Raw genomic sequence first — 12816 nt, 5'->3', positions numbered from 1 at the left:
AGTGGGGGAAGCTGATCGAACGGGGGGTTGATCGTGGAGGTATCGACCGTGGCGACAGTGACTGTGCGCGGGCTCGACGACGAGCTACACGCGAAGTTGCGGATGCGGGCGGCGAGCAATGGCCGGTCGATGGAAGCCGAAGTGCGGGCCATCCTGCGCGAACAGCTGTCCGTGCCAGAACACCGCGGGCTCGGCAGCAGGATGCACGCGCGGTTCGCCGACATCGGCGGGGTGGAACTCGACACTCCGCCGCGCACCGAGGGCCCACGCGCGGCGGAGTTCGGCGAATGATCATCCTCGACACCAATGTGCTCTCGGAGCTGGCGAAGCCGAAGCCGGAGCCGGGCGTTATCGCCTGGCTCGACAGCTTCCCTGCGAACGAACTCGCCACCACCGCCGTGACGGCCGCTGAATTGTGGTTCGGCATCGGGCTCCTCCCCGATGGCCGCCGCAAATCCGAACTCGCGCACGCGGTGGACGACATGCTCAACGACGACCTCCACGTGCACGCCTTCGACGTCGCGGCGGCTGTGCGCTACGCCGACCTCGTCGCCGAGCGAACCCGTGCCGGTCGCCCGATCACCATGGCCGACGCCCAAATCGCGGCGATCTGCTTCTCCCACGGCGCGACCCTCGCCACACGCAACACTCGCGATTTCCTCGACGCCGGGATCGCGCTGGTGAATCCCTGGGAGCAGGACTGAGTTTCGCTCAGCGCTCGCCCGCCACGCCGATCATCATCGCGGCCTGACGTGAACGACGCCGGCCCGGCTACCGCGCCGGGTCGGCGTGCCGCAGTGCGGTGACGATGGCCAAGGTCGGCGCCCGGCCCGCCTCGGTGTGGCTGAGCATCGCGTACTCGGCCAGCCGCTCGTCGCCGGAGGAGATCGCCTCGATGAGGTGACGGTGCTCGTCGCGCTGTTCCTCGGTGTTGCGCTCGGCGGTGAGGAAGAACAGCCAGGCCATACGCGCCAGGATGGTGCGCATCAACTGGGTGAGCAGGCTGTTGCCGGACAGTTCGACGATCGCGCCGTGCAGCCGCGCGTTCGTCTCCGCGATCCGCAATGGATCACGAGAGTCGGTGGCCGCCTGCGCTTCTCGCAGCGCGACTCGCAGCGGCGCGCTGTCGTGCCCCTGCCCGATCCGGGCGGCGGCCAGCCGCGCGGCCAGTGGTTCGAGCCCGATCCGCACATCGAACAGCTCCTCCACCGCGGTCCGGTCCCAGGACCGCACCACCGCGCTGCGCCGGGGCAGCGCGCTGACGATCCCGTCGAATTCGAGCAGCGCCAGGGCCTCACGCACGGGCAGCCGCGAGCTGCCGAGCATGGCGGCGACGCGGGCCTCCGGTAATTTCTCGCCCTCCCGGTACACCCCGGTGATGATGTTGCGCCGGAGTTCGTCGTAGATGCGCCGGGTCTGGGAGGTGTCGTCGACGGCGTCCGCCGGGCGACGTTGGTCTCGGGCCACGGGAGCTAGTCTACGAACATCATTTCTGTCGACTGTTTCTATTCTCCACACACATCAACCTTCCGCCGAAGCGGAACCGAATCGCCGGGACGATAGCCGTCTCATGCGCTATTGACCTTGAAAGATATATCTTTTCGATCCCTGGATCATTCACCGGACCGAAACGTACGGAACACAACAGGGATACACCTGGCTCCAATTCTGTATACCGATTCCCATCGGCCACAGAGAGGATGCGAGTTGACCCGTTATCTGCTCCGCCGCTTCGCCCAGGCGGCGATCACCGTCTTCGCCGTCATCTCGCTGGCATTTCTGCTCGGGCGGCTCACCGGCAGTCCGGCCGCGTCGATGCTGCCCGAAACCGCCAGCGAGGCCGATATCGCGGCACTGGACCATGAGCTCGGTTTCGACAGGCCGCCCCTGACTCAATATCTCGACTACCTGGCCGGAATTCTGTCCGGCGACTTCGGCGACTCCTACCAGCAGACCGGCACGTCATCGATGTCGCTGGTCCTGCAGCGGCTGCCCGCCTCCCTGCAACTCGGTGCCGCCGGCTTCGCGATCGGGCTCGCGCTCGCCTTCGCCGTCGTGCTCGCGATCCACCTCGCTGGTCGCTGGTCGCTGCGCGGGGTCGCGCTCGGGATCGGAGCCGTCCGGCTCGCGGTGCCGGACTTCCTGTTCGGATTGCTGCTGGTCCTGGTGTTCTCGGTGACGCTGGGCTGGCTGCCGTCACTCGCGGGCGCCGATCCGCTGGCGATCGTGATGCCGGCGGTGACCATCGCGACGGCCCAGTTCGTCGTCTACACGCGCCTGCTCGACAACTCCCTGATCGCGGAGAGCGCGCAGGACTACGTGCGCACCGCGTACGCGCGGGGGGAGCGCCGGTCGTCGGTGCTCTTGCGCGATGTGCTGCCCAACGCCTTGCTGCCGGTGCTCACGATCTCCGGAATCACGCTGGGCACCTTGCTCGGTGGCCTTGTCATCGTCGAAAACGTCTTCGCCTGGCCCGGTCTGGGTCAGCTGATGCTGGACGCGGTGTTCAATCGCGATTTTCCGGTGGTCCAGGCGGGGCTGGTGGTGATCGCGACGATCTTCGTGGTGGTCAATTTCGGCATCGACGTCCTCTACGGTGTCATCGACCCGAGAGCGAGGGTCCGGTGATCCGTCCCGGCAATCTCGCCACCGCCACCGGCGTCACGATGATCCTGGCCGTCGTCCTGTTCTCCCTGCTGTATCCGCTGTTTCCCGGCTACGACCCGTACGCGCAGCACCTCGCCTCCGCGTTCGCGCGGCCGTTCACGGACGGCAGCCACCCACTGGGTACCGATTCGCTCGGGCGGGATCTGGCGAGCAGGCTGGCACTGGCCGGGCGGATCACACTCGGCCTGGTGCTGGTGATCGTGCTGGTCAACGCGTTGATCGGGATGGCCATCGGGACGGTGTCGGGATATTTCCGCGGCGTCACCGACAACGTGCTGATGGGTGTCGCCGATGTTCAGCTCGCGGTTCCGATGACGCTGGTGATCATGGCGGTCTCGGCCATTCGCGGCCCGAGCACCGCACTCATGGCCACGATCCTCGGCGTCACCTTCTGGGTCGGCTACGCGCGGGTGGCCCGCTCGGTGGCGCTCGGCCTGTCCGGCCGGGATTTCGTGATCGCGCCCAAGTTGCTCGGCGCGCGCGCCGGCTGGGTGATGCGCAAGCACGTCGTCGGCCATGTCACCGCGCCGGTCTTCATCCTGGCGACCGCCGATCTGGGCAACGTGCTGATCATGATCTCGTCGTTCGACTATCTCGGGCTCGGCGTGCAACCGCCGACGCCGAGCTGGGGCTTGATGATCACCGACGGCCAGAAGTATCTGCGCCAAGCACCGTATCTGACCATCGTCCCCGCCATCGCTCTGCTGCTGGTGATCGGCGGAACCCTGCTGACCAGTCGGCGATTCACCGACGAGGGCCAGGGCCTGCGCCGGGTGCGGCGGGCGCCGCGTGCCGGTCGGGCCGCGCTCGTGAAGGAGCTGTCCGCATGACCACCCTGTTGGAGATCAGCAATCTCACCGTCGGCTACGAAACGGCGGCCGGGGAGCGGGTAGTGCTCGTGGACTCGGTGAGTCTGAGTCTGGCGGAGGGCGAAGTGCTGTGCCTCGTCGGCGAATCCGGTTCGGGTAAATCGGTGACCGTCCTCGCGGTGCTGGGATTGCTACCCCCACCGCTGGAGATCTTCTCGGGCAGTGTGCGTTTCCGCGGCACCGAACTCGTCGGCGCCGACGACGCGACCCTACGGCGACTGCGCGGCGCCGAACTCGGCATGGTCTTCCAGGATCCGATGACGACGCTCAATCCGGTGCGCCGGGTCGGCGTGCAGATCGGTCGCGCGCTGGCCGTCCATCAACGGCTCGGCGCCAGAGCTCGCGAACAGCGGGTCGTCGAACTGCTTGCCGCCGTGGGCATTCCCCAGCCCGCCGAGCGGGCCCGCGCGTATCCGCACCAGTGGTCGGGCGGTATGCGTCAGCGCGCGGTGATCGCCATGGCCATGGCCAACGACCCGGCCGTCCTCATCGCCGACGAGCCGACCACCGCGCTCGACGTGACCGTACAGGCGCAGCTCATGGAGGTGCTGGCGCAGGCACGCGCCCGCAGCGGCGCCGCGATGGTCCTGATCACCCACGATCTGGGACTGGTCGCCCAGTACGCCGATCGGGTGGCGATCATGTACGCGGGTCGAGTCGTCGAATCCGGCACCGTGTGGCAGATATTCGACGACGCCACCCACCCGTACACCCGTGGACTGCAACGCAGTCTGCTCGGGCAGTCGGGGTCCTCGCGTGCCTATGCCATCCCTGGCTCGCCGCCGTCGCCGAGCCTGCGCCCGGCCGGGTGCGGCTTCGCTCCCCGCTGCGAGTTCGCCCACAAACACGCCGAATGTGTCACCAGCGCACCAACTCTCGCGTGGCTGGATGCCGGGCACGCCGTCGCCTGCCCGCCTGCCGTCGAGGCCGCGCCGATCGAACAGGACCGCTCCGCATGACGACGATCGATGGGCCGGTGGAGGACGTCATCCGGGTCGACGGGCTGGAGGTGAGCTTCACCAGCAGGCGGGGACTCCTCGGCACTCGCAGGCTCCGTGCCCTCGACGGTGTGAGTTTCGCGGTCCGCCGGGGCGAGACGTTCGGTCTGGTCGGCGAGTCAGGTGGCGGCAAGTCGACGCTGGTCCGCACCCTCTTCGGGATCAACGAGCCGAGCGCGGGCTCGGTGCGGATCCTCGGCCACGACCTGGCCACCCTGCGTCCACCGGCCCGGCGTGCCCTGCGCAACCGGGTCCAGCTGGTCTTCCAGGACCCGTATTCCTCACTCGACCCGCGGATGACCGCGCACGACATCGTCGCCGAACCACTGCGCATCGCGGGCGGGTACCGGCCGGAGCGCGTGGTGGAGTTGCTCGAGCAGGTGGGGCTGGGCCGGGACGCGTTGCCGCGCAAGCCCGCCGAGTTCTCCGGTGGCCAGCGCCAACGACTCGGCATCGCCAGGGCACTCGCGCCGCGACCGGAGGTGCTCGTGCTCGACGAGCCGGTCTCGGCGCTGGACGCCTCGGTGCAGGCCCAGGTCATCAATCTGCTGCAGGACCTGCAGGAGGACCTGGGGCTGTCGTATCTGTTCATCGCCCACGATCTGTCGGTGGTGCGCCACCTGTCGGACCGGATCGCGGTGATGCACCTGGGAAAGCTGGTCGAGATCGGCGCGACCGAAGACGTGTTCACCAGCCCGGGCCATCCGTACACCCGGGCCCTGATCGCCTCGGCCCCGATACCGGACCCACATCGACGCCGCCGCGACACTTCGGCGCTGGTGCGCGGCGAGCTCCCCGATGCCACGAATCCGCCGAGCGGCTGCACCTTCCGAACCAGATGTCCCCTCGCTACCGCCGAATGCGCTACGCGCGCACCGGAACTCGAACCACAGGGTCGCACCGACCATGTCGTGGCCTGCCTGCGTCCGCTCGCGGGCCCGCCGAAAGGAAACCGATGAAACCGATCACCCGCGGCCTCGCGACAGGACTCGCCGCCGTCGCTTTCGCCACTCTCACCCTGAGCGCCTGTGCGCCGGCGGGCTCCGATACCGCCGCCCAGTCGACCCTCGTTGTCGGCGCGGTCACCGAACCGACCGACGTGCCCGACCCGATCAGCGACGGCTCGCTGGCCGGCTACAACTACTACTTCGCGATCTTCGACCAGCTCGCCCGCTTCGACAGCGAAGGGGTGATCGAACCGAAACTGGCGACGAAGTGGGAGCACAACGCCGACTTCACCCGGTGGACGTTCACGATCCGCGACGACGTGAAGTTCCACAACGGCGACCCACTGAAGCCCGCCGACGTCGCCTTCACCTACAACAAGATCAAGGCCACGCCGACCGGCGATCCGGCCACGTACATGGAGATGTTCGACTCCGCCGCCGTCGGGCCCGGCAACACCGTGGTGTTCAGCCTCAACGCCCCGTTCTCCGCGTGGCCGACCATCACCACCGGCGTCTCGATCGTGCCGGAATCGGTGTACACCGCGCTCGGTTCGGCGGGGTTCGCCGCCGCGCCCGTCGGGTCCGGGCCGTTCGTCTTCGACCATTACACGCGCGGCGTCGAATACGCCGTCAAGCGCAATCCGGACTATTGGGCCGAGGAGGCCTCGGTCGAGGCGGTCACCTTCAAGACGGTGGCCGACGCGGACGCCCGGCTCAACGGCGTCCAGTCGGGCAGCCTCGACATCGCGCTCGTCGCCCCGAATCAGGTCGCGGCCGTCGAGGGATCCAAGGGACTGCGCATCGAGTCCAGGGTCTCCAACGGTGTCACCTTTCTCGGCATGAACGCCGCCGCGGGTCCGCTGGCCGATCAGCGGGTGCGCGAGGCGATCGCGCTCTCGATCGATCGCGAAGGCATCGTGCGGACCCTGCTGGCCGGCCGCGCGACGGTCAGCAATCAGCTGGTCGCCCAGAACGTCGGCGGGTTCGACCCGAAATACCCCGCGCCGGTGCGTGATACCACGAAGGCGAAGCAACTGCTGGCCGCCGCGGGCTACCGCGGGGCGCCGATCCCGTTCCAGTACGCGACGAACGGGCGCATCCCGCTGAGTTCGGAGATCGCCCAGTCGATCCAGGCCAACCTGGCCGAGGTCGGCATCACCATCACCCTGCAGGGCACCGATCAGAACAGCCTCTCGCAGATGATCTACACCAAGAAGTCCGCCACCGGCATCTACCTCAACACCTACGCGCCGTCGACCATGGACGGTGACGCGCCGATCGCCTCGATGTTCGGCGGACAGTGGAACGACTACGCCATGCTGCCGGAGACTCAGGCGCTGGTCGCCGAGACCAGGACCGTCGCCGGGCAGGCCAGGATCGACGTGTATCGCGAGCTGTTCACCCTCAACGACGCCAAGGCGCTGCTGATCGGCCTCTACACCCCCGACGCGAGCTACGCCGTCGATCCGGCGCTGCGCTGGAAGCCCCGAGCGGACGGAATGATCACCGTCGACGCGGCGGCCTTCGGAAAGGACTGAATCCATGGGTGATTCGCTGCTGATCACCGCTGTGCGGCCATGGGGCGCCGATCCGGTGGACGTGCTCATCGAGGACGGGGCGGTCGCCGCGGTGGGCGCCACCGGCGTCGCTGTGACGACGGCGGCGACGCGGGTCGACGGCGCGGGCAGGCTCATCCTGCCCGCCCTGTCCGACGTGCACCTGCACCTGGATTCCAGTCGGCTCGGGCTGCCGTTCCGGGCGCAGACGGGGGAGCCGGGTCGGTGGGGCCGGATCATGAACGACCGGGAACACTGGCGAAGCGCCGAACGCTCGGTGACCGAACGCGCGTCGTTCACGCTCGCCGTCGCGGTGGCCAACGGCGCCACCAGGATTCGCAGCCACGCGCAGGTCGACGCCGATACCGGATTGGCCAAGCTCGAAGGCGAACTCGCCGCACGTGCGCGCTACGCCGACGTCTGCGATGTGGAGATCGTGGCGTTCCCCCAGGTCGGCATCCTGCTCGAGCCCGGTGTCGTCGACCTCATGGACGCGGCGCTCGCGGCCGGGGCCGATCTGGTCGGCGGAATGGATCCGTGCGAACTCGACCGCGATCCGGTCCGGCACCTCGACGCGGTCTTCGGCCTGGCCGAGAAGCATCAGGCAGGCGTCGACATCCACCTGCACGAGGCGGGTGAGCTGGGGCTGTTCACGTTGTCGCTGATCGTGGAACGGGTCCGGGCTCTCGGGATGGCCGGGCGGGTCACGATCTCGCACGCGCGGTGTCTGGCCAGTGGCCTGCCCGGGGTGCCGACGGCCATCGAACGACTCGCGGAATACGACATCGCGCTGACGCACGCGGCGGGCGCACAGGGCTGGGCGTTGCCGCTGCTCGACCTGGCGGCCGCGGGCGTACGGGTCGGTGTCGGAATGGACGGTCAACGGGACTACTGGTCGCCGTACGGCAACGGCGACATGCTCGACCGCGCATGGCAACTCGCGTTCGTCAACGGATACGGCTCGGATCAGCACGTGGAACACGCGCTGGCCGTGGCCACCTGGGGCGGGGCGAGCGTGCTCGACCGGAGCCTGCGCCCGCTCGATCCGGCCGATCCGCATCCCGGCTTCGCCATCGGTGATCCGGCGGAGTTCTTCCTCGTCGACGCGGTGAGCCCGGCCGCCGCCGTGATGGACCGGCCGGCCGCGCGCACCGTCATCCACCGGGGCGCCGTGGTTTCCGTCGACACCGCGATCGAGGGCTTCGAGATTCCGGGACGTTTCGGCAGGGAAGGGAACTGATGGTGCGACGCGGTATTCGCGCACGGCACGTGCTGGCGTACGACGCGGGGGCGGATTCGGACCCGGGGCGGGCGGCGGCGCATGTGCTGCTCACCGATGCCGAAGTGGTGGTGGCGGGTTCGCGAATCGTCGCCGTCGGGCCACGGGGCGCGGAAACCGTCGACGAGGTGCTCGACCTCGGGAACGTCCTGTTGCTGCCCGGGCTCATCGACCTCGATGCGCTCGCCGACATCGACCACACGATCCTGGATTCGTGGCAGTCGCGCGAGTTGGGCCTGGGACTGCAGTGGTCGCGTGACTATGCCACGCATCGGCGGCGGGCGGTCTTCGACGCCGAGGAGCGGGCGTTCATCCGCGAGTACAGCTTCGTGCAGTTGCTGCTGCACGGAGTGACGACGGCGATGCCGATCGCGTCGGAGGCGCACAGCGACTGGGCCGAGACCTTCGACGATGCCGTCGCGATGGCCGAGGTGGCGCGGCGCCTCGGGCTGCGGGTGTATCTCGGGCCCGCGTATCGGTCCGGCGTGAACGTGGTCGACGCCGACGGCACGCGATCCGTCTACTGGAACGAGGAATTGGGCCGCGCCGGTTTCGACGACGCGGCGAGGTTTCTCGACTGGGCCGCCGAGCAGGAATCCGATCTCGTGCACGGCGCCCTGCTGCCCTGCCGGATCGAGACGCTTTCCGAGGAGCTGATGCGGCGCACCGCCGAGCTCGCCGCGAAGACCGGCGTGCTCGTCCGGCTGCACGCGCTCCAAGGGCTGCTCGAGCGCCGGTTCATCCTGGAACGCTTCGGCGCCCCACCGCTCGAAGTGCTGGCGCGAACCGGCCTGCTCGGCCCCGACCTCCTGATTCCGCACGCCATCTACCTCGACACGCACCCGCGGGTCGACGCCGACACCGAGGTCGACCTCGGCACACTGGCCGCCTCGGGGGCGGCGATCGTGCACTGCCCGCTCACCTCGGCCCGGCATGCCGCCGCGCTGGACACCTTCGCTCGCTACCGCGCGGCAGGTGTGCGGATCGCGCTCGGCACCGATTCGTTCCCGCCGGATCTGGTGCGCGGCATAGACATCGGCGTCACCATCGCCAAGGTGCTCGCCCACCGCCTCGACGGTGCCACCTACGCCGACTACCTGACGGCCGCCACTCTCGGCGGCGCGGACGCGCTACGTCGCCCCGACCTGGGCAGACTCACGGCCGGGGCGACCGCGGACCTGGTCGCCTTCCGCCTCGACGACCACCGCGACGGCGTGCTCGACGACCCGATCCGCACCCTGTGCATGAACAGCACCGGCCGCGCGACGGACTTCGTCATGGTCGCCGGGCGAATCACCGTGCGGGACGGGGTGATTCCCGGCGTCGACCTGCCCGCGATGACCCGCCGCGCGCAGGCGCTGTTCGACCGGATGCGCGCGGCCTACTCCGAACGCGATTACCTACGCAGACCTACCGACGAGCTGTTTCCCGCGTCGTTTCCGGCGAAGTAGGCCTGCCCATTTCGATCAGAACTCGCCGGCGACGCCGATCACGGTGCGACCCGAGTGGGTGCCGTCCTTGATCGAGCGCAGCACCCGCTCGACCTCGGTGATCGGCGCGAAGGACTCGATCGTCGAGAGATGCTGGGGCCGAAGCTCTTTCCCGAGCGACGACCACAGGGCGCGGCGCTTCTCGATCGGCAGGAACACCGAATCGATGCCGAGCAGGCTCACGCCACGCAGGATGAACGGGAGCACGGTGGCGGGAAGCTCGGCGCCACCGGTGAGGCCGCTGGCCGCGACGGCGCCGCCGTAGCCGATGGAGCTCAGGACGTGCGCGAGGGAGGCGCCGCCGACGCTGTCCACGGCCGAGGCCCAGACCGCCTTGTTCAGCGGGCGCGGCTTGGCGTCGGGGTCGAGCGGGAGCCGGCCGATGACCTCGTTGGCGCCGATCTCGGCGAGCAGTTCACCCGCGTCGGTCTTGCCGGTGGAGGCGATGACCTCGAAGCCGAGACCGGAGAGGATGTCGATCGCGATGGTGCCGACGCCGCCCGTCGCGCCGGTGACGAGCACCGCGCCGTCGTCGGGGGTCAGGCCGTTGTCGAGCAGGGCCCGCACGCTCAGCGCGGCGGTGAAACCCGCGGTGCCGATGGTCGCCGCGTCGCGCGTGTCGAGACCGTCGAGGCGCACGACCCATTCGGCGGGCACCCTGGCGTACTCGGCGAAGCCGCCGTTGCGCGAGACGCCGAGTTCGTAGCCGTGCGCCACCACCTGGTCGCCGGGCGCGAAGTCCTCGGACTCCGACGCGACGACCTCGCCGGTGAGGTCGATGCCGGGCACGATCGGGTATTCGCGCACCACGCCGCCGCGCGGGGTGATCGCGAGCAGATCCTTGTAGTTGGCACTCGAGTAATGGACCTTGATCGTCACCTCGCCCGCGCCGAGGAAATCCTCCCCGACCTGTTCACGGGCGAGCACGATCCCACCATCGGATTCACGGGCCACCATCGCGGAGTAATCCATGACCCCGAGCATACGAGCCACCCACCCCCTTCCGTGCTGGACAAGCGATCAATCGGGGTCGAGGGGGAGCAGTTCGAGGCGGACGCCCAGCAGACGGACGGGGCGGTCGAGATCGAAGCGGTCGATGATGGCCGACGCGGTCTCGACGATGGTGGCGATGTCGTCTGTCGGCTCGGGGAGCTTCTTCTGTTTGCTGCGGGTGTAGAAGGTCTTGGTGCGGACCGTCACCGACACCCTGGTGCTGATCCGATGGTGCTCGCGCATCTCCTCGGCGACCTCGGTGGCTATCCGGGCGACCTCGCGGCGGATCTCGGCGGGGTCGGTGAGATCGTGCGGAAAGGTCTCGGACTTGCTGCGGCCCACCGGGATTCGTGGCACCGTCGTGAGCTCGGTGTCGCCCTTGCCGTGGCCGAGCACCCACAGATAAGGGCCCGTGTTCGGACCGAACTCGGCGGCGAGGCGTTGCCGGTCGGCGGCCATCAGCTCGGCGACGGTGGTGATCCCGAGCTCGGCCATGCGCTTGGCGATGCGGGCGCCGACGCCCCAGAGCGCGTCGGTGGGCCGGTGGCCCATCAGCTCGGCCCAGTTCGCCGCCGTGAGCTCGAAGATGCCGGCCGCCGCGCCCGGATCGTGCTCGGGTTCGGCGGAGGTCTTCCCGGTCGACTTGGCGAAGCCGGTGGCCAGCTTCGCGGTGAGCTTGTTGTCACCGATGCCGACCGAGCAGGTCAGGCCGAGTTCGACGACGGCGCGGCGGACCTCGGCGGCGAGCCGCCACGGGTCGCCGTCGGTGGCGACGAAGGCCTCGTCCATGCCCCACACCTCCACCGCGCCCGCCACCCGGCCCAGCGTCGCCATGATCTCCTCGGAGGCCTGTTCGTAGGCCGCCATGTCGACGGGCAGGAACACACCGTCGGGGCATTTGCGCGCCGCCATCTTCAACGGCATCCCGGCCCGCACGCCGAAGGCCCTGGCCGGATAGGACGCGCAGGTCACGACCTTGCGCGGCTGGTCGGGGTCGCCCTCGCCGCCGACGATGACCGGCCGACCGCGCAGCTCGGGGCGACGCCGGAATTCCACCGCCGCCTGGAACTGGTCGAGATCGACATGCAGCAGCCACTGGGGCACGGTTGAAGTATTACCGCACGGCGGCGACAACGCACGGCTGCCACGACGGCGGTGGTCGGCACTGGGGGACTGGGCGTAACCCTCGGATGGCAATATCCGTAGCGCGCCAACCGATGTCACGACAGAGCTCGAAGAACGGAACACCCGATGCCGACCGAAGCCACCACCCTGGACCTCGACCTGGCCCGCCAGGTTCTCGCCGCCCAGCCGTTCGCGCGCCTCGTCGGCACCGAACTCACCGAATTCGGTGAGGGCGGGGCGACCCTGGTCATCGAGATCCAGCCCGAACACGGCCAGCAGTTCGGGTTCGTCCACGGTGGGGTACTGGCCTACGCGGCCGACAACGCGCTCACCTTCGCCGCGGGGACCGTCCTCGGGCCCAACGTCCTCACCGGCGGCTTCACCATCACCTACCTGCGCCCCGCGCAGGGCGAGCGGCTGCGCATCCACGCCACCGTGCTCGGCGCCACCCGCAGGCAGGCGGTGACGCACTGCGACGTCTACGCCGAGATCGAGGGCGAGGAGCCGGTGCTGTGCGCGGTCGCGCAGGGCACGACCCGCCGCGTCGAGAAGGACCTCGAGCGGGCGGCCGCCGAGGCCGACACCGACGACACCGAGTTCGACGACGAGCAGGACGACCAGGACGACTTCGTCACCGACCAGCTCGCGATCGTCGCGCCGACGCCGGCCGAGGCGTTGCCGCCGACCGTCAGCAGGTAGGGAAACGGGGGGGGGGGGGGGGGGGGGCGGGGCCGGGGGGGGGGGGCGAGGGCCGGGGGGGGGGGGGGGGGGGGGGGCGCCGGGGGGGGGGGGGGGGGCGCCCCCCCCCCGGTTCTGGTTCCACTCTGGCGCTGCGGGCTATGGTGCCGTCGGCCGCCGGTTCGGCGATCGGTTCGATGGCGTAGGCCAGGAT

General features: G+C 69.4%; 12 protein-coding genes and 1 pseudogene. 10 read left to right on the top strand and 3 right to left on the bottom strand.

Annotated features, from left to right (window positions below; genetic code table 11):
- Window positions 1-48 precede the first annotated feature (48 nt).
- The gene (locus QH270_RS26510; protein WP_280346786.1) at window positions 49-291 is read left to right on the top strand and encodes a FitA-like ribbon-helix-helix domain-containing protein; all 243 of its coding nucleotides are present in this window, start codon (window positions 49-51) and stop codon (window positions 289-291) included.
- The gene (locus QH270_RS26505; protein WP_280346785.1) at window positions 288-704 is read left to right on the top strand and encodes a type II toxin-antitoxin system VapC family toxin; all 417 of its coding nucleotides are present in this window, start codon (window positions 288-290) and stop codon (window positions 702-704) included. Before QH270_RS26510 ends, QH270_RS26505 begins: the two co-directional genes overlap by 4 nt.
- A gap of 67 nt (window positions 705-771) precedes the next feature.
- Here the strand turns inward: QH270_RS26505 and QH270_RS26500 are convergent, their stop codons facing one another.
- The gene (locus tag QH270_RS26500) at window positions 772-1467 is read right to left on the bottom strand and encodes a GntR family transcriptional regulator (RefSeq protein WP_280346784.1); all 696 of its coding nucleotides are present in this window, start codon (window positions 1465-1467) and stop codon (window positions 772-774) included.
- Between the two features lie 240 nt (window positions 1468-1707).
- On the opposite strand from QH270_RS26500, the gene QH270_RS26495 reads away from it, so the two are divergent.
- From QH270_RS26495 to QH270_RS26465, 7 genes are read left to right on the top strand one after another with little or no spacing between them, the layout of a single operon-like run.
- Entirely contained in the window at window positions 1708-2628 is a 921-nt protein-coding gene (locus QH270_RS26495; protein ID WP_280346783.1) for an ABC transporter permease, read from the top strand.
- Window positions 2625-3497: an ABC transporter permease gene (locus QH270_RS26490; protein ID WP_280346782.1), complete on the top strand. Its 873-nt coding sequence runs from the start codon at window positions 2625-2627 to the stop codon at window positions 3495-3497. The genes QH270_RS26495 and QH270_RS26490 overlap by 4 nt, the downstream gene beginning before the upstream one ends.
- The gene (locus QH270_RS26485) at window positions 3494-4495 is read left to right on the top strand and encodes an ABC transporter ATP-binding protein (protein ID WP_280346781.1); all 1002 of its coding nucleotides are present in this window, start codon (window positions 3494-3496) and stop codon (window positions 4493-4495) included. Before QH270_RS26490 ends, QH270_RS26485 begins: the two co-directional genes overlap by 4 nt.
- Window positions 4492-5493: an ABC transporter ATP-binding protein gene (locus tag QH270_RS26480; protein WP_280346780.1), complete on the top strand. Its 1002-nt coding sequence runs from the start codon at window positions 4492-4494 to the stop codon at window positions 5491-5493. Before QH270_RS26485 ends, QH270_RS26480 begins: the two co-directional genes overlap by 4 nt.
- Window positions 5490-7019, top strand: a complete 1530-nt coding sequence (locus QH270_RS26475) for an ABC transporter substrate-binding protein (protein ID WP_280346779.1) — start codon at window positions 5490-5492, stop codon at window positions 7017-7019. Before QH270_RS26480 ends, QH270_RS26475 begins: the two co-directional genes overlap by 4 nt.
- A 4-nt stretch (window positions 7020-7023) precedes the next feature.
- Window positions 7024-8277, top strand: a complete 1254-nt coding sequence (locus QH270_RS26470; protein WP_280346778.1) for an amidohydrolase family protein — start codon at window positions 7024-7026, stop codon at window positions 8275-8277.
- A complete protein-coding gene (locus QH270_RS26465; protein ID WP_280346777.1) occupies window positions 8277-9767 on the top strand; it encodes a chlorohydrolase family protein in 1491 nt (496 codons plus the stop codon). Before QH270_RS26470 ends, QH270_RS26465 begins: the two co-directional genes overlap by 1 nt.
- 15 nt (window positions 9768-9782) lie before the next feature.
- Here the strand turns inward: QH270_RS26465 and QH270_RS26460 are convergent, their stop codons facing one another.
- Window positions 9783-10778 (bottom strand): oxidoreductase, encoded by a 996-nt coding sequence (locus QH270_RS26460; RefSeq protein WP_280346776.1) that lies wholly within the window; start codon window positions 10776-10778, stop codon window positions 9783-9785.
- Window positions 10779-10826: 48 nt separating this feature from the next.
- Entirely contained in the window at window positions 10827-11903 is a 1077-nt protein-coding gene (locus QH270_RS26455) for a DNA polymerase IV (protein WP_280346775.1), read from the bottom strand.
- 147 nt (window positions 11904-12050) lie between these two features.
- On the opposite strand from QH270_RS26455, the pseudogene QH270_RS26450 reads away from it, so the two are divergent.
- Window positions 12051-12458: pseudogene (locus QH270_RS26450) on the top strand (PaaI family thioesterase); the annotation flags it as partial.
- Between the last annotated feature and the right edge of the window lie 358 nt (window positions 12459-12816).

The sequence above is a fragment of the Nocardia neocaledoniensis genome (genome assembly GCF_029868625.1).
Classification (GTDB): domain Bacteria; phylum Actinomycetota; class Actinomycetes; order Mycobacteriales; family Mycobacteriaceae; genus Nocardia; species Nocardia neocaledoniensis_A.
Note: the sequence above shows the minus strand (reverse complement) of the source record. Positions and strands in the feature narration are given on the sequence as shown.

Coding starts and splice junctions, on each gene's coding strand:
- QH270_RS26465 (WP_280346777.1), top strand. CDS start 8,277: ATGGTGCGACGCGGTATTCGCGCACGGCACGTGCTGGCGTACGACGCG.
- QH270_RS26505 (WP_280346785.1), top strand. CDS start 288: ATGATCATCCTCGACACCAATGTGCTCTCGGAGCTGGCGAAGCCGAAG.
- QH270_RS26475 (WP_280346779.1), top strand. CDS start 5,490: ATGAAACCGATCACCCGCGGCCTCGCGACAGGACTCGCCGCCGTCGCT.
- QH270_RS26480 (WP_280346780.1), top strand. CDS start 4,492: ATGACGACGATCGATGGGCCGGTGGAGGACGTCATCCGGGTCGACGGG.
- QH270_RS26470 (WP_280346778.1), top strand. CDS start 7,024: ATGGGTGATTCGCTGCTGATCACCGCTGTGCGGCCATGGGGCGCCGAT.
- QH270_RS26460 (WP_280346776.1), bottom strand. CDS start 10,778: ATGGATTACTCCGCGATGGTGGCCCGTGAATCCGATGGTGGGATCGTG.
- QH270_RS26485 (WP_280346781.1), top strand. CDS start 3,494: ATGACCACCCTGTTGGAGATCAGCAATCTCACCGTCGGCTACGAAACG.